At 63.0% G+C, this 19,814-nt stretch carries 20 protein-coding genes and 1 tRNA gene; 9 read left to right on the forward strand and 12 right to left on the reverse strand.

Going from position 1 to position 19,814, the window contains the following annotated elements:
* Positions 1–7: 7 nt before the first annotated feature.
* The 4 genes from rlmB (at position 8) to ABZS45_RS12410 (ending at position 2,945) form a co-directional block, all read left to right on the forward strand.
* Positions 8–958 carry a 23S rRNA (guanosine(2251)-2'-O)-methyltransferase RlmB gene (rlmB, locus tag ABZS45_RS12395; RefSeq protein ID WP_412100078.1) on the forward strand — a complete coding sequence of 317 codons (951 nt, stop codon included), beginning with the start codon at positions 8–10 and terminating at the stop codon, positions 956–958.
* An 18-nt stretch (positions 959–976) separates the two neighbouring features.
* Positions 977–1,711: an AAA family ATPase gene (locus ABZS45_RS12400; protein ID WP_070711553.1), complete on the forward strand. Its 735-nt coding sequence runs from the start codon at positions 977–979 to the stop codon at positions 1,709–1,711.
* Positions 1,708–2,358, forward strand: a complete 651-nt coding sequence (locus tag ABZS45_RS12405) for an AAA family ATPase (protein WP_010188886.1) — start codon at positions 1,708–1,710, stop codon at positions 2,356–2,358. Before ABZS45_RS12400 ends, ABZS45_RS12405 begins: the two co-directional genes overlap by 4 nt.
* A 305-nt stretch (positions 2,359–2,663) precedes the next feature.
* Positions 2,664–2,945, forward strand: a complete 282-nt coding sequence (locus ABZS45_RS12410; RefSeq protein ID WP_080550367.1) for an ATP-binding cassette domain-containing protein — start codon at positions 2,664–2,666, stop codon at positions 2,943–2,945.
* Positions 2,946–2,978: 33 nt separating this feature from the next.
* Here ABZS45_RS12410 and ABZS45_RS12415 read toward each other — a convergent pair whose 3' ends face one another.
* From ABZS45_RS12415 to ABZS45_RS12430, 4 genes are read right to left on the reverse strand one after another with little or no spacing between them, the layout of a single operon-like run.
* The gene (locus ABZS45_RS12415) at positions 2,979–3,818 is read right to left on the reverse strand and encodes an alpha/beta hydrolase family esterase (protein WP_049154736.1); all 840 of its coding nucleotides are present in this window, start codon (positions 3,816–3,818) and stop codon (positions 2,979–2,981) included.
* Between the two features lie 9 nt (positions 3,819–3,827).
* Positions 3,828–4,790 carry a metal ABC transporter permease gene (locus ABZS45_RS12420; RefSeq protein WP_175973284.1) on the reverse strand — a complete coding sequence of 321 codons (963 nt, stop codon included), beginning with the start codon at positions 4,788–4,790 and terminating at the stop codon, positions 3,828–3,830.
* Positions 4,768–5,469 carry a metal ABC transporter ATP-binding protein gene (locus tag ABZS45_RS12425; RefSeq protein WP_049154738.1) on the reverse strand — a complete coding sequence of 234 codons (702 nt, stop codon included), beginning with the start codon at positions 5,467–5,469 and terminating at the stop codon, positions 4,768–4,770. The genes ABZS45_RS12420 and ABZS45_RS12425 overlap by 23 nt, the downstream gene beginning before the upstream one ends.
* Positions 5,470–6,594, reverse strand: coding sequence for a metal ABC transporter solute-binding protein, Zn/Mn family (locus ABZS45_RS12430; RefSeq protein WP_412100080.1), 1,125 nt, complete (start codon positions 6,592–6,594; stop codon positions 5,470–5,472).
* Between the two features lie 71 nt (positions 6,595–6,665).
* Here ABZS45_RS12430 and ABZS45_RS12435 point away from each other — a divergent pair, with 71 nt between their 5' ends.
* Positions 6,666–7,751, forward strand: coding sequence for a LacI family DNA-binding transcriptional regulator (locus ABZS45_RS12435; RefSeq protein ID WP_412100081.1), 1,086 nt, complete (start codon positions 6,666–6,668; stop codon positions 7,749–7,751).
* Here the strand turns inward: ABZS45_RS12435 and otsB are convergent.
* Genes otsB through thrE form a run of 5 tightly spaced genes read right to left on the reverse strand, consistent with a single transcriptional unit; the run spans position 7,748 to position 12,529 of the window.
* Positions 7,748–8,491, reverse strand: a complete 744-nt coding sequence (otsB, locus tag ABZS45_RS12440; RefSeq protein WP_049154741.1) for a trehalose-phosphatase — start codon at positions 8,489–8,491, stop codon at positions 7,748–7,750. The two genes, ABZS45_RS12435 and otsB, sit on opposite strands and share 4 nt — an antisense overlap.
* Positions 8,492–8,521: 30 nt before the next feature.
* A complete protein-coding gene (locus ABZS45_RS12445; protein WP_046649275.1) occupies positions 8,522–9,034 on the reverse strand; it encodes a hypothetical protein in 513 nt (170 codons plus the stop codon).
* Positions 9,031–10,452 carry an alpha,alpha-trehalose-phosphate synthase (UDP-forming) gene (locus ABZS45_RS12450; RefSeq protein WP_046649276.1) on the reverse strand — a complete coding sequence of 474 codons (1,422 nt, stop codon included), beginning with the start codon at positions 10,450–10,452 and terminating at the stop codon, positions 9,031–9,033. Before ABZS45_RS12450 ends, ABZS45_RS12445 begins: the two co-directional genes overlap by 4 nt.
* A gap of 2 nt (positions 10,453–10,454) precedes the next feature.
* Positions 10,455–10,802 carry a hypothetical protein gene (locus ABZS45_RS12455; protein WP_412100082.1) on the reverse strand — a complete coding sequence of 116 codons (348 nt, stop codon included), beginning with the start codon at positions 10,800–10,802 and terminating at the stop codon, positions 10,455–10,457.
* 50 nt (positions 10,803–10,852) lie between these two features.
* Positions 10,853–12,529 carry a threonine/serine exporter ThrE gene (thrE, locus tag ABZS45_RS12460; RefSeq protein WP_412100083.1) on the reverse strand — a complete coding sequence of 559 codons (1,677 nt, stop codon included), beginning with the start codon at positions 12,527–12,529 and terminating at the stop codon, positions 10,853–10,855.
* 186 nt (positions 12,530–12,715) lie between these two features.
* Between thrE and ABZS45_RS12465 the strand changes: the two genes are divergently transcribed.
* A tRNA-Thr gene (locus tag ABZS45_RS12465) sits at positions 12,716–12,788 on the forward strand.
* A 40-nt stretch (positions 12,789–12,828) separates the two neighbouring features.
* Here ABZS45_RS12465 and ABZS45_RS12470 read toward each other — a convergent pair.
* Both ABZS45_RS12470 and ABZS45_RS12475 read right to left on the reverse strand, forming a co-directional pair.
* Entirely contained in the window at positions 12,829–13,356 is a 528-nt protein-coding gene (locus ABZS45_RS12470; protein ID WP_070511059.1) for a TetR/AcrR family transcriptional regulator, read from the reverse strand.
* Positions 13,343–14,842, reverse strand: a complete 1,500-nt coding sequence (locus ABZS45_RS12475; RefSeq protein WP_049154745.1) for an MFS transporter — start codon at positions 14,840–14,842, stop codon at positions 13,343–13,345. Before ABZS45_RS12475 ends, ABZS45_RS12470 begins: the two co-directional genes overlap by 14 nt.
* A gap of 169 nt (positions 14,843–15,011) precedes the next feature.
* Here ABZS45_RS12475 and ABZS45_RS12480 point away from each other — a divergent pair, with 169 nt between their 5' ends.
* A complete protein-coding gene (locus ABZS45_RS12480) occupies positions 15,012–16,757 on the forward strand; it encodes a pyruvate dehydrogenase (protein WP_070546757.1) in 1,746 nt (581 codons plus the stop codon).
* Positions 16,758–16,823: 66 nt separating this feature from the next.
* Here ABZS45_RS12480 and ABZS45_RS12485 read toward each other — a convergent pair whose 3' ends face one another.
* Positions 16,824–18,113, reverse strand: a complete 1,290-nt coding sequence (locus ABZS45_RS12485; protein ID WP_412100084.1) for an MFS transporter — start codon at positions 18,111–18,113, stop codon at positions 16,824–16,826.
* 80 nt (positions 18,114–18,193) lie between these two features.
* Between ABZS45_RS12485 and ABZS45_RS12490 the strand changes: the two genes are divergently transcribed.
* Positions 18,194–18,967: a MerR family transcriptional regulator gene (locus tag ABZS45_RS12490; RefSeq protein WP_412100085.1), complete on the forward strand. Its 774-nt coding sequence runs from the start codon at positions 18,194–18,196 to the stop codon at positions 18,965–18,967.
* A 131-nt stretch (positions 18,968–19,098) separates the two neighbouring features.
* Positions 19,099–19,803 carry a response regulator transcription factor gene (locus ABZS45_RS12495; RefSeq protein WP_070446030.1) on the forward strand — a complete coding sequence of 235 codons (705 nt, stop codon included), beginning with the start codon at positions 19,099–19,101 and terminating at the stop codon, positions 19,801–19,803.
* The last annotated feature ends 11 nt before the right edge of the window (positions 19,804–19,814 follow it).

Here is a 19,814-nt window from a genome sequence, read left to right on the forward strand (position 1 = left end):
AAGAATTATGGCACGTACCCATGGCCGCGGCGGCGCGGGCGCCCGCAAGTCCAATAAGAAGGGGGCTACGAAGGGCTCTGGTGGTCAGCGTCGCAAGGGCCTGGCCGGCAAGGGCCCTACGCCCAAGGCGGAGGACCGCGTCTACCACGCCAAGCACAAGGCGAAGCTGGAACGCGAGCGCCGCAATTCGGGCCGCCACCAGAAGGAGACCGCGGAGATGGTCGTTGGCCGCAACCCGGTCATCGAGTGCCTGCACGCCAAGGTGCCTGCTACCTCCCTCTACATCGTGCAGGGCACGCGTAATGATGCCCGCCTGTCGGAGGCAGTGGCCATGTGCAATACCCGCAACATCCCGATTCTTGAGGTCCAGCGTCACGAGATGGATCGCATGACCGGCAACGGCATGCACCAGGGCATTGGCCTGCAGATCCCGCCGTACAAGTATGCCGACGTTCATGCCCTGATGGATCGGGCCCGCGATGCTCAGGAACCGGGTATGTTCGTCATCCTCGATAACATCACCGACCCGCGCAATCTCGGCGCAGTCATCCGCTCCGTCGCGGCCTTCGGCGGCCATGGTGTCATCATCCCAGAGCGTCGCTCCGCCTCCGTCACCGCGGTGGCCTGGCGTACCTCCGCCGGCACCGCCGCGCGCTTGCCGGTGGCTCGCGTGACCAACGTGACCCGCACGGTCCAGGACTTCCAGAAGGCCGGCTACCAGGTTGTTGGCCTGGATGCGGGAGGCGAGCACACCCTCGATACTTACAACGGTGGCACCGACCCCGTTGTCATCGTCATCGGCTCTGAGGGCAAAGGCATTTCGCGCCTCGTCCGCGAGAACTGCGATGCCATCATGTCCATCCCCATGACCGACTGGGTTGAATCCCTCAACGCCTCCGTGGCGGCAGGTGCGGTGCTTTCCGAGTTCGCCCGCCAGCGTCGCGCGGCCCAGAAGTAGGCTCACGCTTTCGTCGCCATGTTCCTCACGAGTGTGCGTCCCGTCCCGGAGCTTATTGGGGAGGGACTGCCCGGCGTGCCGGAACACATGCGCCGCCTGGGCGTGCTCATCGCAGCGCTGCCCGGCGGCGCCTTGCGTTTGCCTACGCCCGTGACCGTCGTCGTGGGGGATAACGGCGCCGGAAAATCCACGCTGCTCGAGGCCATCGCCGTGGGGCTTGGCGTCAATCCCGAGGGCGGCTCGCGCCACGCCCGGTTTGCCACCGGCGACGAGGACTATCCCGAGTGGCTCATCTGCTCGCGGGCGCACAACCCGCGCGACGTGTACTTCTTGCGCGGCGAGACCTTCCTCAACTTGAGCGAGTATCACCACCAGATCCACAGCCCGGAGAATCCCGATCCGCTCAGTGACCTGCCGTTTCTCAGCCACGGCCAGGGTCTGCTCGCCCTCGTCGAGAGACGCTTCCATTCTGACGGAATGATCATTCTCGACGAGCCGGAAGACGGCTTGTCCTATCCCCGGCAGGTCGAGGTTGTCACGCAGCTCGAGCGCCTCGCCGCCCAGGGCGCGCAGGTCATCCTCGCGACGCACTCGCCAGTCTTCCTCAGCATGCAAGGCGCGACCGTCTACGCGTTCGGCGACAAGGGGATTGCGCCCGTCGCTCCCGAAGCGACGGAAGCTGTCCACGCCGCGCGCGAGTTCCTTGCCGATCCATTGGGGACCGCCGCGTTTCTTATTGGGGAGGGCGAATGAGAGACTTCTATGTCGACGCCTATGCCGCGCTGGACGGCGGCCACGGACCTGAGTGGGTGTCCTCCGTTCCTGGTTTCGTGGCGCTGCGACGCCAAGGACTGGACCTGCGTGCGCCGGTGACCGTGCTGACCGGGGACAACGGGGTAGGAAAGTCGACGCTCGCCGAGGGCATTGCCTTCGAGTACGGCTTTCCTGAGCGCGGTGGGATATGGGGTGTGCAGCGCTCCGCCGGTCCCATCAATCCCCTCCGGAGGTGGGCGAGCCTGCGGCTAGGTACCGCGCCCAAGGACGGCTACTTCCTGCGAGCGGAGGCGCACTACAACGTTGGTTCGACCGCGATGTCGCATGGCGAGTCCGTCATGGACGTCGTGCAGCGTTCCTTTGATGGGCGCGGGCTCTACATCCTCGACGAGCCGGAATCTGGGCTTTCGCTCGTGCGGCAGATGACGCTCATGGCGGAAATCCATCGCGCCGCGGAGGCGGGTGCGCAGTTCATCGTGGTGACGCACTCGCCGATTGTGGCAGCCATCCCCGGTGCGCGGATTGTTGAAATTACAGAAGATGGGTTCTTCCTTGAGCTGCGCGACGTGACACAGACGCTGGCGTTTCAGTCGTTGCGTGAGTTTCTCTACGCCTCCGGATGCTAGATTCAGGGCCGAGAAAGCTGGATGGCGATCTTTACTTCTTGGTTGCTGGCCAGTACTTCACATCTTGAACATTCAGATTGCGTGCGTGTGCCGAATACAAGGTTCTGGAGGATTGGGGTTCCACGGTTTAGAGACGAGGACAACTCGGTCCTTTGCCTGCCGTTTTCACCTTGTACAGATTCAGCTGCGGGTAACTTGAAGAATCTTCGCCAGCAAACCGTGACATCGAGAGTAGATACATGCACAGACGTGTGCAACATCATGCTGGGACGTAATAATTCTCTAGATAACAACGGGTCGCAAGTGTGATTAGTCAGTACGCGAGAAAAGAAAACCTACGCGATGGAACGCGACCTCTACGCGATCGTCAACGACATTGCCGACCACTACAACAAGGTTCACTGAATGATGAACTGAAGGATCTTTTATCCCTTGTAGGCCTTTCATTGCACCACAGTGTTTCCTGCGAGCATGCTTCGCTCGGTATGAAACAGCGTCTAGGAATCGCCAAAGCACTGGTCGGTAATCCACAATTATTGCTTCTCGACGCTCACCTACGAACGGCCTCGACCCGAGGTTGGGGCTGAGTGGAGTGAGACACGATGGGGCGCACGTGCAGTCTAGAGCCCGAAGAATTCCTCCACGAGCTCGGCAGCGATGAAGGAATCCGTGTTTTTACCCAGGCGTGGGTCCAGCTCGTTGCCCGACGGGATGACGTGGCCCATGCCCTCGACGCTCACGAGCTCGACCGGCGCGCCGGTGGCGTCTGCCGGCTCCCAGCGGTCGACAACGGTGTCGGGGAAAAGGTGGGTGCGCTCTGGGCCGGCGGCATGGTTGAGCTCCGCGAAGCGTGCGGCGTTCTCCTGCGCGCCGGTGACGGCACCGCGGGTGCGCTTCGGGTCAATGCCCGCCGTTCCGCCCGTATAGGGCGCGAGCCGGTCGCCCGTGCCGTGGACGAACATGACCGGGGTGGGTTGGTACGCCGAGTCCGGATTGGTGGGCGCATGGTTGGCGCCGGCGCCGAGAGTGGAGGCGAAGATGCAGGCGGCATCGGCAAGCCCGGGGGCGTCGAAGAGCAAGCGGATAACCATCTGCCCGCCGTTGGAGAAGCCGCAGAGGAACACGCGGCTAATCTCCTGCTCCGCGCGCAGCTCGTCGAGGATGGCGCGCGTGAAGGCGACGTCATCGATGCCCAGCTCGCGCGCGGCGACGGGCAGGGTGGCGCGGGCATCGTTAAAGTGCTGTTCCACGCCGGTGGGGTAGACCGCAAGCATGCCGTGGCGGGTGGCGAGGTCATCGAACGTGCCGTTAGTGAAGCGGCGGATGACGTTCGCGGATTGCAGGGAGCCGTGGAAGAACAGGAGGAGGTCTCTCTGGCGATCGACGTCATCATTCGGGCGGTACACGAGGTACGTGCGGGTGCGGTCTTGTAATTCGAGGCTACGGCGTTCCAAAGTCACGCATCTAGCCTAATCCTGATGCGCGCAGTGCTCATCGTGCGTCGAGGTGTGGTGTGTCTCGGCGTCGGCGCGATCGGTGGCGGCGCGGAAGTGTTCCTGGGAGGCGCGGCGGGCGGCGACGTCGTCGCGGACGGCCTTGCGGCTGCGAGCCCAGCCGATGCCGCGGCAGACCAGGTAAATAACAAAAGAGATGCTCGTGACGAAGACCGAGACGGGCAGGCCCGGCGCCAGGGAGAGGACCAGGCCGCCCACGGCGGAGACCTCCGCGAAGATGGTGGACCACACCACCGCGCGCAGCGGGGAGGAGGTAATCTGTACCGCCGCTGCGCCCGGGGTGATGAGCAGCGCCATGACGAGCAGGGAACCGACGATTTGTACGGACTGTGCGGCCGTCAGGCCCACGAGGATGGCGAAACACACCGCCAGAGACTTCACCGGCACGCCGGCGGCTTGAGCCATGACGGGATCCGCGGAAGCGAAGAGCAGCGGGCGCCAGAACAGAGCCACCACGGCAACGATGATGGCGGTCGTCGCGGCGAGCAGCCACACCGACGCGGAGGAGACACCGACAATTTGTCCTGTCAGTAGCGTCATCGCGGTTTTGGCGTTGCCGGGGTAGAGGTGCAGGAACAAAACCGAGAGTCCCAGGCCGAAACTCATGACCACGCCGATAGCGCTGTCTTGTTGGCCTTTCAGTCCCAGCACCGCCAGGATGATGGCGGCGACGATGGCGCCAGCAATCGCGCCAAAGCCGATGTTGAGGCCGAAGAGCAAAGCTGCGGCCGCGCCCATGAGCGCGAGCTCAGAGGTGGCGTGCACGGAGAAGGACATTTGGCGCAGGACGATGAGCGAGGTCATCACTCCGGACAGGATTCCGAGCAGGGCGCAGGCGATGAGCGAGGATTGCACGAAGTCAACACCCAGCAGGTACTGGGTATCTTCGATGAACTTAGACAACGATGAGCCTCCCATCGACGTTGAGGACGGTCACGGAGGAGCCATAGAGCTCCGAGAGCACCTCAGAGCGCATGACTTCATCGACCGTGCCGAAGATGTGGCCATTGGGCGCGAGGTAGAGCACCTTGTCCACCACGCCTAGTACCGGGTTGATGCCGTGGGTAACGAAGAGCACGGAGGTGCCGCGCTCGTGGCGCCACGCATTGAGCTTCTCGACGGTCGCCTGCTGCCGCGCCGGGTCCAAGGACAAGAGCGGCTCGTCCGCGAGGATGAGCTCTGGGTCGTTGGCTAGGGCCTGGGCTTGGCGGATGAGCTGTTGCTGCCCGCCCGAGAGCTGGCCCACGCGGCGGTCAGCGATGCCGGTGGCACCGACTTCGGCGAGGAGCTCGTCCACGCGCCCCCGGGCAGGACGTCGGTTGCGCAGCGTGCCATGCGCCAGGGACAGCGACACGAGGTCTCGGGCGCGCAGGGGCAGGTCCTGAGGGAACATCCTTTGCTGCGGGATAAAGCCCACACGGCAGTTGATATCTACGCTGCCCGCGGTGAGCTGGCGGGTACCCAAGATAGTGCCGAGGAGCGTGGATTTGCCCACGCCGTTGGGGCCTAAAACGGCGATGAACTCGCCGCGGTCTACGGCGAGGTTCATGTCCGACCACAGCGGTTCTACTGCGGCGTTCTTAAAAGAGATGAGCACTTACACAGCCTCGAGTGCGTTGACGACTTCCTCGTAGTAGTCGAGGAAGTTGGTCCCCTCCGGCGGGGTTTCACCAATCTCTACCACCGGGATGTTCTTATCCTCGGCGGCGGCGCGGATGCGCTTGGTCATGTCGGTTTCGGTCTGTGGGTTAAAGATGAGCAGGTCGATCTTGTCCTGCTTGATGTCCTCAAGGAAGCGGGCCAAATCGGCGGCGGTGGGCTCGCCCTCAGCGACGGTGGCCTTGCGGTAGCCCTCCGGGGTGGCGTCGGTGCTGTCGGTGTACTTGAAGATGTAGTCCGCGATGGGCTCGGTCTGCGCGTAGTTGCGCTGCGGGAGCTTCTCGATGCGTGCCTTCAGGCCCTCCACGCGCTCGACTAGCGGATCGGCGGTGGCCTTAGCCTCTGGGTTGGTCTCGTTAACGAGCTCGGCCACTTCGGTCGCCACCTTCTCGATGGCTGCGGCGTCGTACCACACGTGCTCGTTGCCATCGATGTTGGTGACCTGCTCGGGGTGCTCGGCGGCGATCTTCTTGGCCTCGTCCATGGTCACGGTGTCGCCTTCGTGAGCGTGGTCATGGTCATGCCCGTGTTCGTGCGCATGGTCATGCGCACGCTCGTCATGGTCGTGCGCATGGTCGTGCCCTTCTTCATGATCATGCTCGTGTTCCTCGCCATGATCATGCTTGTCATGGTCATGGCCACCATGATCGTGAGCGGTAAGCGGGAGCGCGTGAATGATCTGGTCCTGGTTCTTGACGGCCTGGTAAAGCCAGGCGTCGTAACCGCCGCCACCGGCGATGATGACGTCAGCCTCGTTGGCGCGGGCGATGTCCGCGGCGGTGGGCTCGAAGTGGTGTGGATCCACGCTGTTGCCGCTCACGATGGGGTGAACGTCGATGTTCACGTCGGTCTGCGCGGTGTTGACGACCGCCTGGGCCACATCAGCCCAGATGGAGGTCGAGGCGACGACCTGAATGGTCTCCTTGTCGGAACCGGCATCCGAGCCGCCATCGGCGTTATCGCCGCTGGAAGAACAGGCGGTGAGCGAAGCGGCGCCCAGGGTGGCTGCGAAGAGGAGAGCGGTGGGACGTCGGAAAGCACGGCGTGAGAGGGAAGTGGTCATGCCCCTATTTCTACGTTTAGTGAAAATTGTTGTCAAATGATAATGAGTTGAAAAAGGGTAATGTTGCCGTCATGTCCAAACGCAGCACGACGCTGGCCTCCCTAGCGGCCGAACTTGGGGTTTCGCCCACCACGGTGTCCAACGCGTACAACCGGCCGGACCAGCTGGCGCCTGCCACCCGCGAGCGCATCCTCGCCGCCGCGGCTGAGCGTGGATACACAGGCCCGGATCCCACCGCACGCAGCTTGCGCACGCGCCGCCAAGGTTCACTGGGTGTTCTGCTCACCGAGCACCTTTCCTATGCCTTCGAGGACATGGCTTCTGTGGACTTCCTCGCCGGCATGGCGGAGGCCTCGGCGGGGGCGAGCACGACGTTGACTCTCATCCCTGCCGGGCCGGATACCGCCGGCGCGCCCAACGACGCCCAGGCGGCGCAACTCGTAGGGTCGGCTGCCGTCGACGGTTTCGTGGTCTATTCCGTGGCGGCGGGTGATGCTTACCTCGACGCCGTGCAGCGCCGTGGCTTGCCGGTGGTGGTGTGTGATCAGCCCACGGATTCGGGCTTGCCCTTCGTGGGCATCGATGACCGCGCAGCGATTGCCCCGGCGGCGCAGGCGCTTGTCGACGCCTCCCATACCCGCATCGGTATCCTTGCCATCCGACTACACCGCGAACGCCTCGACGGCGAAGTGACGGCCGCACACCTGGCCGCGGCGGATATGCACGTGCAGCGCTCACGTGTATTGGGTGCGCTCGATGTCTTTGCAGCCGCGGGCCTCGATCCCGCAAGCATCCCCGTGGTGACGCGCCACATCAACGATTCGCGCACGGCCTATGCGGCCGCGGAGGAGCTGCTGACTAAGCACCCGGATCTCACCGCGGTGTTGTGCACGACGGATTCGATGGCGCTCGGCGTTATGGCTTATGCCCGCGATCACGGAATCGCGGTTCCCGGGCAGCTTTCCGTCACAGGATTCGATGGCATCGCGCCGGCCCTGGCGCTGGGGCTGAGCACCGTCGTGCAGCCGAACAAGGAAAAGGGGGCGGCGGCGGGGCGCATGCTGGCCAGCCTCATCGATGGGCGCGGAGAGGTGCCGCGCGTGTTGTTGGAGACCACCTTCCAGCCCGGGCGGACCGTGGCCCCGGCTGGGGCTTAAGCGCTGTGCTGCGCGCGGGCGGCGGCGAGTTCTTCGAGGAACTCCGTCACCGCCGCGATATCGGGCACGCGCAAAGCTGCCTGCGTTGCTCCCTCGCCGACCTTGACGCCGAGGTCCGGCGGCTGGTTGAGTACAGCGAAGCCGTCTTCGTCGGTGGTGTCATCCCCTACAAAGACCACTGCCGTGGCGCCGACGCGCTGGCGCAGCTTCTCAAGCCACGTGCCCTTCGTGGCCTGCGTTGCGGAGAATTCGACGACGCACTTGCCCGCAGTCTTGGGGAAACCATCGGCGCTTAGGGCGGCGCCCTCCGCATAGGCCGCGGCAGCCGCGTCTGGGTCTTGCAACTCCAGCGCCCGCAGGTGCAGCACCCGCTGGAAGGGTTTGATCTCCAGTTCCGCGCCGGGGTGGCGGGCGATGATCTCCTTGATTTCCGCTTCCTTCTTGGTCAGGTGGGCTTCCATCTCCGGGGTGAGCGCGGATTCTTCCCACGAGGATTCGGCCCCATGCGAGCCGCCAAAAAGCACCGGCTCGCGCAGCGGGCATACCCGTTTCAGACCGTCGAGGTGGCGCCCAGAGAGCACGGCCGCGGTGGTGTTAGGTAGCTGCGCCAAGACAGCGAGAGCATCCAGCGAGCGCTGCTCGGGGCGCACTGCGTAGGCGTTGCGCGCGAAGCCGGCCAAGGTGCCATCGAAGTCGGAAACAACCGCTAAATGTTCGGCGGCGGCGAGAGCATCAATCATGCTCCCCACCCTAGCGCTGAAACTTCGGAGCTATAGCGCGGCCATGCGGATAATCGGTGAATCCACCTTGTCGGTGCGCAGCGTCAACACGAGTTGGTTGTTGGGGTTAAGCGCAAAGTCGAACTCATGGCCTTCGGCGATGAGGTTGCGCATGAGCGAATCAGCCCATTGCATTGAGCCCTCGCAGTCGCCGCTTCGCGGTGGGCTTTCATAGGTGGCTTTCTCCACCCGCATGATATCGCCCTCCCAGATCGTGGAGGTTTTGTCATCCTTGTGGAAGGACACCTCAGCGGTAAACGGTACGCAGCCAGTTGAGCCCACCGCGGTGTGCTCACCGAAGCTCATATGGGGCACGTGTGCAGTATCGGCAGGGAGGGAGGAAGGAGCGTCCGGTGAGGTGTAGAGGTTGATGACCTGCCAATCCTTGCCCACGATGCGGTCATCGCCGCGCGGGGCAGGTTCCTCCTCAGCGGAGCTGCATCCAGCTAGGCCAAGCGCAAGCAGCACAGTACTGAGCACAGCGGTGAGCCGGCGCCGCATCATGCTTCCTCCTGGTCCAAAGCGCCGAGGAAGGACTGCGACCACAGCGCGATATCGTGCTGACACACCTGCTCGTTCATAGCAATCATGCGCTCGCGCATGGTCTCGGGGAATTCCTCCAGTGCTTTGACCGCGGAGAGTAGGGCGCGCTTGATGGATTCGATGTCGAAGGGGTTGCACAGGTTGGCTTGGGTAAGCTCTGCTGCCGCGCCCGCAAACTCGGAGAGCACGAGTGCACCTGTGCCGTCGCCGTGGGAGGCCACGTATTCCTTGGCCACTAGGTTCATGCCGTCCTTAAATGGCGTGACCAGCATGATGTCCGCGAGCCGGTAATAACGCCGCAGGACGTCCTTCGGTACGGAACTGTGCTGGTAATGCACCACCGGCGCGCCGAGGCGCCCAAAGCGGCCATTGATGCGGCCCACGGCCTCCTCCACCTTTGAACGCGTGGCGCGGTAATGGTCGATGCGTTCGCGCGAAGGAGTAGCCAGCTGGACGAAGGTTACCTCGTGTGGGTCCAGCGCACCGGTCTCGAGGAGCTCCTCGAAGGCGGTGAGGCGCTGCAGGATCCCCTTCGTGTAATCCAGGCGGTCCACACCCAAAATGACGTGCTTGGGGTTCCCCAGCTCAGCGCGCAGCTGGGCGACGTCCCCCGCATCGCCACCGTCAGCGAATTCACCCGCCGCAATAGAAATGGGGAAAGCGCCTACCCCGACAGAATGCCCGCTACCGGTCACGATGCGAGCGGTGACCGCGCGGGTGCTGACCTCCCCTTCTACGTCCAGCCCTTGGGTGCGGGCCAGCTCCAAGAAATTGCGGGCGTTGGATTCGAGGTGGAAGCCGATCAGGTTGGCGTCGAGAAGCCCCCGCACCAACTCCTCACGCCACGGCAACTGGCGGAAGAGATCCGGGGAGGGGAAGGGAATGTGCAGGAAGAATCCAATGGTGAGGTCGGGGCGTAGCTGGCGCAGGATGCCGGGGACGAGCTGGAGCTGATAGTCCTGCACCCACACCGTGGCATTCTCTGCGGCGACGGCTGCTACCTCGTTGGCAAAACGCAGGTTGACCTCGCGGTAGGCATCCCACCAGTCGCGGTTGTAGACGGGGGTGACGATGAGGTCGTGGTAGAGCGGCCACAGGGTGGCGTTGGAAAAGCCCTCATAGAAGGCCTCAAAATCCTCCTGTGTCAGGCGCACCGGGTGAAGGAGGACACCGTTATCCGTGGTGAAGGGCTCGGGAGCTTCGTCGGCTACGCCCGGCCATCCCACCCAGCAGCCCTGGTGTTCTTCCAAGACCGGGGAGAGCGCGGTGACGAGGCCGCCGGGGGATGCCTTCCACTCGCGGGTGCCATCGGCGGCGGTCTCGAGGTCCACCGGCAGGCGATTGGCAACGACGACGAAGCTATTGGTGCGCCCGGACATAGCTAGGCCTTCTTTGCGGCCTTTTTAGTTGCCTTCTTCGTGGCCTTCTTAGTTGTCTTCTTGGTGGCTTTCTTCGTGGCCTTCTTAGTCGCCTTCTTCGTGGATTTCTTAGAAGCCTTCTTCGTGGCCTTCTTGCTGCTCTTCTTGGGGGCAGCATCGGCTTGCTCGGCCAGCACCTTGCGGTGGACCAAGCCTTCTGGCTCGACGCCCAGCATCGACATGAGGGTCACGCCGTCGAGGAAATCCTCCGCATAGGTGGCGACAACGCGGCGCGCGGAGCGGGCGGTCTCCTCCTCTACTGCGTGAGTCTGGTCAGCCGCGGGCTGGGTATCTGTGACCTTTGGTGGCACGGAGTCCTCCTGGGATGAAGTATGAAAGCTTTCAGACCGGCTATTCTACGCTATTGCGACTTCGTTGGGGCGCTCGGGTCATCTTTGCCGGGCACCGTGTAGGTGGGGCGCTGCGCCGGAAATTGCGTGGTAACGGGCCACATGTCCGTGATGGCATCGCCCTGCTGGAAGCGCGCCTGCTGTGCGGGCGTCGGTGGTTTGGGCCCATATTGCGGCGGCGGGGCCGGCAGATTGTGGCGCGGGGCGAAGGGAGACAGGGGTACGCGGGGAATGCGGGCGCGCTGCGCCAGGCGGGTGGCGCGCGCGAAGGAGAACGTGCCTAGGCGCTTGAAGGCGGTGTAGGGGCGGAAGTACTGCGGGCGGCGCAGGCGGCGGGCGACTCGCTCGCCGAAGACGACGCCGGCGGCAAGTGCACCGGCGATGGCGAGGGCGCTGGCCAGGTTGGTCAGGCCGGTGATGAGCTGCTCGTTGAGCATGGCGTACATGCCGCGGTACAACGTCAGGCCTGGAAGCATGGGCGTATAGCCCACGATCATAGTGATGAGTGGCGGCATCATGTAGCGACGGGAGAGTAGGCCGCCGGCCAAGCCCACCGCTGCGGCAGAAATGCCCGAGGCAATGACGGCCCCGACGCCCAAGAAGACGACGAGGAAGTAGTAGAACACCATACCGGCGGCGGCCGTGAGACCGGAGATGGTGACCTCGGACCAGGAGGCTCCCAGCGCCAGCGCAAAGGCGGCGGAGCCGATGCCGCCGCACAGTACGAGCAGTGGGATTTGGTGATAGACGGGCGGGGCGAGCGTGGCTAGTGGGGGAAGGCTAAAGCCCAACCACGACGCCACCTGGATACCCAGGCCCACGCCGGCGATGATGGCGCCGGTGGACATGAGAGCCTCAAAGAACTTCGCGGACGAGGTCACGGGTGCGCGGGTGATGCCGTCCACGAGGCACTGTACGAGCGTTAGTCCCGCCACCAGCACGACGATGCCGGAACCGATGATTTGGGAGGGTAGCATCTGGATGCCAAATCGCGCGAAAACGTTGTAGAGGATGGCCGCGGGAATGACGGCAAGCAGGCCGCCGACAAGGTTCTGATAGAACGGCGGCAGCCGGTAGCCGGCGAGGAACATATTCGTGCCCATGATGAGTGCCGAAATGAGGAAGGTGACAACACCGACGAGAAGGTCACCGCCCAGCATCACGGCGATGAATCCACCCATGGCACCCCACGCGCTGACGATGGTGGTCTTGGAATAGGGGTTCTTCATCGCATCGATGTCATCCAAGATCTTCTCCGCCATTGCCGGTGGCGTAGCACCGGAATGGATGGAGCGGATGAGCCTGTCAACGGCGGATAGTTTGGTGAAATCCACGGCGATGCTCGGCGCCACGCGGAAGACGTGGAGGTTGTGCCGATCCGGCGCTGTGCCGATGGCGGTGTGGATAGTGATGGTGTTCATCAGGATCGACACGTGGCAGTAGTGCAGGCCATAGGAGGATGCGACGAGGTGAATCTGTGCCTGCACGTCGGTATTGGCTGAGCCCGCTGCAATCAGGATTTCGCCGACGCGCGCGGCGATCTCCATGACGCCGGTGACCTGGGCCGGATCGGTGAGATCAACAGGGGCGAGCGGGGAGGGCGGCGGTGCGGCCTTAGCGGCGTCGATGGTGGCGACCGGAGCCGACCGGTATAGCAGGCGCTGGCGCAAGGAAGAAAGAACAGACACGGAAAAGAAAGACCTCAACAACACTTCTGGGTTCGGTAAGTCAGCACTTTAGTAACTGCCGCGGATTTATGCACCTGCCAGTGCTTTTCGGGCCCCTGACGGCCGCTTTTTCGCAGTGCAACCACCCTGGCTTTCCGTCCATGGGGTGGGCTCAGGTACGATTCCCCATAGCGGATGAGCCGCGGTGCTGGAGTGGCGCAATTGGTAGCGCAACGCACTTGTAATGCGTAGGTTGCGAGTTCAAGTCTCGTCTCCAGCTCAAAAGGGCCTTTTTCAAGGCCCTTTCTCTCTTTTCGGGCCTATTCGGCGAGGTGGCCCAAGGCGACGTCGATAAGCGCGCGGCGCCTTTGCGGCGGTAGGGGGCGGTCGGTGAGGTGATCGTGGACCCACAGGCCGTCGGCGATGATTGAAGCCAGCACGACGGATTCATCCTCCGAGGCAGGATCGGGGAGCCAGCGCCTGTCGACGTCCCTCCACACCTTCTGGAAGTCCGGATGGGACTGTGAGTGGATGGACATGAGCAATTCAATGAGCGGGTCATTCTTTCCCATGGACTCCAGCGCGGCACGGTAGCGCTGGCGCGGGCTCAGCTGGTCTGCCGTCTTGCCGTCGGAGAGACCGACGAGCTCTTCCTCCCAGCGCTCCGCGCAGAGCTTGTGGCAGTCAATGAGCAGCTCGTGGCGGGTGGGGAAGTGGTAGATGAGCCCAGACTTACTCATGCCTGTGGCGGTGGCCAGGGAATCGTAGGTCAGCGCGTGAACGCCATCCTCTTCGATGATGGCGAGCGCTTTTTCGAGCGCCTCGACCTTTTTACTAACGCGGGGCATCGGCACCTCCTGAGGTTGGATTGCTGCGGAAGCACCAGCCGGTGACCGCGGCAAAAATGAGCATGACTACGCCGAGCCCAGCGGCGGTGGCTAGGTAGGCGTCGTTATACGCGGCGCCGGCGGCCTCCGCGAGTGCGGGGTTGTGGAGTGCTTCCATGCCTAAGTCCTGGATGTCCTCGGGCAGTCCGCTCTTGTAGAGCATTGGCAGCACTGATCCAGTGACCGCAATCGACAGCAGTGTGCCAAACTCATAGGACACTTCCTCCACACCCGCGGCCATGCCGGAGCGTGACGCAGGAGCGGCACCGATGATGGCAGTGGAGGACACCGACATCACGAACCCCGCGCCGAGGCCAGTGATGAACAGACCAGCCAGGTATGCGGGGAAGACCTCGTGCGTGCCGCCCCACACCACGCCGCCAATGCCCGCTGCCATGGCGAGGAAGCCGCCAGCGATGATGGGCAAGAAACCCCAGCGGTGCAGGTTAGCCCCGCCCAGCGCGGACATCGGCAGCGCCGCAATCGCGATGAGGGAAATGATGAGCCCAGCGTGCAGCGGGGAGTAGAGGTCCACCAACTGCAGCTTCTGCGTGGTGGTCATTTCCAGCCCTGCCATGCCAAACATGGCGCCGGCTGCGGCCAACACGCCGCCGCTGAAGATGGGCGAGCGGAAGATATCGAAGGTGAGAAGCGGCTCCTTCAGTTTGTGCTGGCGGCGAGTGAAGAGGATGGCACCGATGAGACAGGCAGCCAGCGCGCCGCCAATAAGCATGGCGTTGAGATGGGAGCTGGCGACAGACTTGATGACGAGCACCAGCGAAGCCAGCGTGATCAGCGCGTAAAGGGAAGACAAGAAATCCCACTGCTTCGCCGGGTTCGCCACATTAGGCGGGGCGAGGAAGGCGGTGAGGATGAGCGCGATGATGACGATGGGCACGTTGACCAAAAAGACCGATCCCCACCAGAAATGCTCGAGCAAGAAGCCGCCTACCGTGGGGCCCGCCGCCGCGCCGACGACGGCGATGGAGCCCCAAATGCCGATGGCGGTGTTGCGCTCAATCTCATCCTCAAAGGTCAGGCGAATCAGCGCCAGGGTAGCGGGCATCATGATGGACGCACCGAGACCTAGGAAGGCGCGAGCGGCGACGAGCTCCCACGCGCCGGGGGCGAGTGCGGCGGCCAGCGAAGCGATGCCGAAGACCCACAGGCCGATGACGAACATGCGGCGGTGACCGATCTTGTCACCTAACGTGCCGGTGCCTAGGAGGAGGCCGGCGAGCATGAGCGCGTAGGCGTTGATGATCCACAGCTGCTGCAGCGAGGTGGCGTGCAGCTGCTCGGAGAGCTCCGGCAGGGCAGTGTAAAGGATCGAGTTGTCCAAGCCGATCATGAGCAGACCCAAGGAGATGACACTAAAAAAGATCCACCGTCGGGTCGCTGAGGTGCTTAAGGCCTCTGCGGAGGCTTTCGTGTGAACGTCTGTCATGCTGCGAAACTATAGCGAACGGTCGTTACAGTTTCAAAGTCTTGAATGTTGACTTGTTGTTAAAGTCACAAAGTGCGCGTGACGTGAGAAGGCAGCTTTATGGTGGCGAAACACCACCGGGAGGGAGAACACTGGGGTCCGTTAGCGATAAAAGTTAGAGAGGTACAACATGGCACGCAATTACGCCACGCAACTCGTAGAAACCTTGGAAGCCCAGGGAGTTAAGCGCATCTATGGGCTTGTCGGTGATTCCCTCAACCCCATCGTGGACGCGGTGCGGCAGTCCTCCATCGAGTGGGTCCACGTCCGCAACGAAGAGGCCGCGGCATTCGCCGCTGAGGCGGATTCCCTCACCACCGGCAACCTCGCCGTGTGCGCCGCCTCCTGCGGCCCGGGAAATACGCACCTTATTCAGGGGCTTTACGACGCCCACCGCAACGGCGCCAAGGTCCTTGCCCTAGCCAGCCACATTCCTTCCCGCCAGATCGGCTCGAAGTTCTTCCAGGAAACCCACCCTGAGGCCATCTTTCAGGAGTGCTCCGGCTACTGCGAGATGGTCAACTCCGCTGAGCAGGGAGGCGTGGTCTTGCACCATGCCATTCAGAGCACCATGGCCGGCAAGGGCGTGTCCGTCCTCGTTATCCCGGGTGATGTCTCCACTCAAGAGGCGGAAGAGGACACCTTCACCTCCTCCGTGATTTCCTCCGGCCGTCCGGTTGTCTACCCGGACCCGGCAGAGGCCGCCGCGCTGACCCAGGCCATCAACGAGGCCAAGACCGTCGCCCTCTTCGTCGGTGCTGGCGTCAAGGACGCGCGCGAGCAGGTCCTTGCGCTGGCCGAGAAGATCAAGGCTCCCATCGGCCACGCCCTGGGCGGCAAGATGTACATCCAGTACGACAACCCCTTCGACGTCGGCATGTCCGGCCTGCTCGGCTACGGCGCGGCCCACGAGGCTACCCACGAGGCAGACCTGCTCATCCTGCTGGGCACGGACTTCCCCTATAACGACTTCCTGCCGGATGCCAACGTGGCCCAGGTCGACATCGATGGCTCCCACATTGGCCGCCGCACCCGCATCAAGTACCCGGTGACGGGCGATGTCGCCGCCACCATCGAGAACATCCTGCCGCACGTCGATGAAAAGAAGGACCGCTCCTTCCTCGACAAGATGCTCAAGAAGCACTACGACAAGCTGCATCACGTCGTTGAGGCCTACACCTCCGGCGTCGAGAAGCACACGCCGATCCACCCGGAGTACATCGCCGACCTCATTGACCAGCAGGCCGATGAAGACGCCATCTTCACCGTCGATACCGGTATGTGCAACGTGTGGGGCGCGCGCTACATTACTGCGAACGGTAAGCGCGAGCAGATCGGTTCCTTCCGCCACGGCACCATGGCCAACGCCCTGCCGATGGCCATCGGTGCGCAGGCGGCGCACCCGGACCGCCAGGTCATCACCTTCTCCGGCGACGGCGGGCTGTCCATGCTCATGGGCGAGCTGCTCACGGTGAAGCTGCACAACCTGCCGGTGAAGATGTTCGTGTTCAACAACTCTTCCCTCGGCATGGTCAAGCTGGAGATGCTGGTCCAGGGCCTGCCGGAGCATGAGACCGACCACGAGCACGTCAACTACGCCAAAATTGCGGAGGGTGCGGGCATCAAGCACTTCCGCATCGAGGATCCGAAGGACGCGCCGCGCCTCATCAAGGAGGCCTTGGCCTACGACGGGCCTGCGCTTATCGACGTCGTCACGGACCCCAACGCCCTCTCCTTGCCGCCGACGCTGACCTTTGAGCAGCTGCTCGGATTCTCTAAGGCGGCAACCCGCACCGTCTTCGGCGGTGGCGTGGGCCAGATGCTCTCCATGGCGAAGTCCAACCTGCGCAACATTCCGCGCCCGCAGGACTTTTAATGTGTCGGCGTTAAGCGCCGCACATTAAAAGGGACCTACACCCTGCGGTTCCACCCCGCGAAAGCGTTATGCCTTCGCGGGGTCTTTGACTGGGATGAGGACCAGCGCGCCAACGAGCAAGACTAGCCCGATGGCGAGCACGCCTCCCCGGTCGCCCTGGCCCAACAGTGAGACGAAGACACCGAAGAGGAAGGGCGTCAACCACGCCACGGCCCGCCCGGTCGTGGCGTAGAGGCCAAACATCTCGCCTTCGCGCCCCGGCGGGGCCACACGCGCCAAGAAGCCGCGGGCGGAGGCCTGGGCCGGTCCGACGCAGAGACACAGGATGAGCCCGCAGATCCAGAAGGCCGTCGGCCCCTGCGCCACGAACATGATGCCGGCCATGAGCGTCAAGATGGCCAGGCAGGTGAGGATGATGGCTTTGGGGCCCACGTGGTCGTCGATCAGCCCGCCCGCCACCGCGCCCAGCGCGGCCGCAACGTTGGCGGCAACACCGAAGATGAGGACGTCGCCAGGCGAAAGTCCATAGACGGATACGCCCAGCACGGCGCCGAAGCTAAACACTGCGGACAGGCCATCGCGGAAGATGGCAGAAGCGAAGAGGAAGGCAAAGGCATTGCGGTCCTCCCGCCACAGCGTGTGCACCGTCCGCCACAGCTCGCGGTAAGACTCCGCCACACCGCCCGCCGCTTCACCCGACGGGGCAATCTCCGGCACGCGCAGCAACACGGGGATGGCAGACAGTCCAAACCACGCCGCCGAAAGCAGCGCCACGAGTCGAATATTCCAGCCGCCCTCCGTGGATAGTCCTAGGCCGCCGCCCTCGCCGGAGACGAAGCCGAAGTAGCAGATGAGCAGCAGCACGATGCCACCGAAATAGCCTGCCGACCAGCCCAGACCAGATACCCGGCCCACTTTGTCCTCGGTGGCCACCTGGTTGAGTTGGGCAAAGTAGTTGACCTCCGCGAATTGGATGGTCACCGAACCTACCGCTAGGCCGATGAGGCCGAGCCAGAAATACACTGGCGCGTCGTTGCGGATGAAGAACAGGCTGGCCATGACCAGGAAGGTCAGCAGCGACCAGAAACCCAGCGCGCGCCGCCGCGTGCCCAACCGGTCCGAGCGCTGCCCCATCACGGGGGTCACCGCAAAGATCACCAGGCCCGCCACCGTCATGGACCACGACAGCCACTGCGCCGGGGTGAACTGCGAGTCAATCTGCTGTCCCACCGAATCGGTGAGATAGACCGAGAAAATAAACGTCACGAGCACTGCGTTGAAGGCGGCCGAACCCCAATCCCACAGGGCCCAAGCAGCCACGGTGAGGCGGTCAGTGCGCTTCGAGGCTTGCGTCATGCTTCATTATCGTAGGCAAAAACACCTGCCGAGTGGATGGAGTTGCACTTAACGCGACGTGAACTTTTAGGCTCAACGACATGCGTAACGACTACAGCATCGGCGATGTGGCCGGCATTTTGAAAGTCACCACCCGCACCCTGCGGCACTGGGATGACATCGGCCTGCTTAGCCCCCAGTGGCGCACCGGGGGTGATCACCGCCTCTACACCGAAGACGATGTGCAGCGCGGGATGGACATCCTGATTTATCGCAGCGTCGGGATTGAGCTGAAAGACATCGCAGTGCTTCTCGACGCCCCCTCGTCCGCCACCCTGCCCCGCCTCCGCGCCCAACACGAGGCCCTGCAGAAGCGGCGAGCCGACGTCGATGCGATGTTGTACGCAGTGGAAAGACTGATTGAGGAGACCGAAATGGATAAGAACCTAAGCCCCAGCCAAAAAGTGCGCAATCTGGGTGATGCATGGCCCCAACTGCAGGAAGAAGCCCGCGAGAAGTGGGGAGACAGCAAAGAATGGGCGGCGAGTGCGGCCGCTGCGGAATCGATGGGGAAGAAGGATTGGGAAGGATTCTCCGTGGATCATGAAAACTTTGCGGCCGAGCTAGAGGAGTCCGCGAACGCAGGGCTTGAACCGGGCAGCGAGGGGGCGAAGGAAATCGTTGACAAGCACCGCGACCTCATTGCTCAGTGGTACCCAGTGTCGAGGTCCAAGCAAGTGATCTTGGCTCGCATGTACTGCGAGGATCCGCGCTTCGATGAGACCTATCGCGGTAATGCCGGCTACTTGCGTCAGCTGATTGAAGCACAAGCCCAGGCAGAAGGGCTGGATCTGGGTAATCTCGTGTGGGACTGATTTGTTCACAGCGCACGTCCAGACTCCGCTCAGTACCCTGGGAAGGCGTAGTGCAATACTTCTCACTTTGAATGAGAAACCCCCACGCCACCTAGTCATAGGAACAGCGGAGAAAGGACCAAAGCGGGACCATGGATGATTCAAAGGACGTCAAGGTACTTGTCGTCGATGACGAGCCCAATATCGTTGAACTACTTACTGTTTCCCTGAAGTTTCAAGGTTTCGACGTGCACAGCGCCAACTCCGGCAACGAAGCCCTGCGCATCGCGCGGGAGATCAACCCTGATGCCTACATCATGGACGTCATGATGCCGGGCATGGATGGTTTTGAGTTGCTGGGCAAGCTGCGCGCGGAAGGCCTCGACGGCCCCGTCCTCTACCTCACCGCCAAAGACAGCGTGGATCAGCGAATCCATGGCCTGACCATTGGGGCGGATGATTACGTCACCAAGCCCTTCAGCTTGGAAGAGGTCATCACCCGCCTGCGCGTGATCCTGCGCCGCGGCAGCACGGTGGATGACCAGAACGGTGACGCCACCATGACCTATGCCGACCTCACCCTCAACGATGACACCCACGAGGTCACCAAGGCAGGGGAGATCGTGGAGCTTTCGCCCACCGAGTTCAACCTGCTGCGCTACCTCATGCAGAACCGCGAGGTGGTGCTGTCCAAGTCCAAGATTCTGGATAACGTTTGGCACTACGACTTTGGCGGCGATGGCAACGTGGTTGAGTCCTACATTTCTTATCTGCGCCGCAAGATTGATACCGGCGATACTCCGCTCATCCACACCGTCCGTGGTGTCGGTTATGTGCTGCGCACACCGCGCTCGTAGGCTTTTTCACT

Source organism: Corynebacterium aurimucosum (genome assembly GCF_046895345.1).
In the GTDB taxonomy this organism is placed as follows: Bacteria; Actinomycetota; Actinomycetes; order Mycobacteriales; family Mycobacteriaceae; genus Corynebacterium; species Corynebacterium aurimucosum_G.

What these genes read in the sequence shown, in the direction of transcription:
- rlmB (WP_412100078.1), top strand. Translation starts at nt 8, where the DNA reads ATGGCACGTACCCATGGCCGCGGCGGCGCGGGCGCCCGCAAGTCCAAT.
- ABZS45_RS12400 (WP_070711553.1), top strand. Translation starts at nt 977, where the DNA reads ATGTTCCTCACGAGTGTGCGTCCCGTCCCGGAGCTTATTGGGGAGGGA.
- ABZS45_RS12405 (WP_010188886.1), top strand. Translation starts at nt 1,708, where the DNA reads ATGAGAGACTTCTATGTCGACGCCTATGCCGCGCTGGACGGCGGCCAC.
- ABZS45_RS12420 (WP_175973284.1), bottom strand. Translation starts at nt 4,790, where the DNA reads ATGGGAGGCTCATCGTTGTCTAAGTTCATCGAAGATACCCAGTACCTG.
- ABZS45_RS12430 (WP_412100080.1), bottom strand. Translation starts at nt 6,594, where the DNA reads ATGACCACTTCCCTCTCACGCCGTGCTTTCCGACGTCCCACCGCTCTC.
- ABZS45_RS12435 (WP_412100081.1), top strand. Translation starts at nt 6,666, where the DNA reads ATGTCCAAACGCAGCACGACGCTGGCCTCCCTAGCGGCCGAACTTGGG.
- otsB (WP_049154741.1), bottom strand. Translation starts at nt 8,491, where the DNA reads ATGATTGATGCTCTCGCCGCCGCCGAACATTTAGCGGTTGTTTCCGAC.
- ABZS45_RS12445 (WP_046649275.1), bottom strand. Translation starts at nt 9,034, where the DNA reads ATGATGCGGCGCCGGCTCACCGCTGTGCTCAGTACTGTGCTGCTTGCG.
- ABZS45_RS12450 (WP_046649276.1), bottom strand. Translation starts at nt 10,452, where the DNA reads ATGTCCGGGCGCACCAATAGCTTCGTCGTCGTTGCCAATCGCCTGCCG.
- ABZS45_RS12470 (WP_070511059.1), bottom strand. Translation starts at nt 13,356, where the DNA reads ATGCCCCGCGTTAGTAAAAAGGTCGAGGCGCTCGAAAAAGCGCTCGCC.
- ABZS45_RS12475 (WP_049154745.1), bottom strand. Translation starts at nt 14,842, where the DNA reads ATGACAGACGTTCACACGAAAGCCTCCGCAGAGGCCTTAAGCACCTCA.
- ABZS45_RS12480 (WP_070546757.1), top strand. Translation starts at nt 15,012, where the DNA reads ATGGCACGCAATTACGCCACGCAACTCGTAGAAACCTTGGAAGCCCAG.
- ABZS45_RS12485 (WP_412100084.1), bottom strand. Translation starts at nt 18,113, where the DNA reads ATGACGCAAGCCTCGAAGCGCACTGACCGCCTCACCGTGGCTGCTTGG.
- ABZS45_RS12490 (WP_412100085.1), top strand. Translation starts at nt 18,194, where the DNA reads ATGCGTAACGACTACAGCATCGGCGATGTGGCCGGCATTTTGAAAGTC.
- ABZS45_RS12495 (WP_070446030.1), top strand. Translation starts at nt 19,099, where the DNA reads ATGGATGATTCAAAGGACGTCAAGGTACTTGTCGTCGATGACGAGCCC.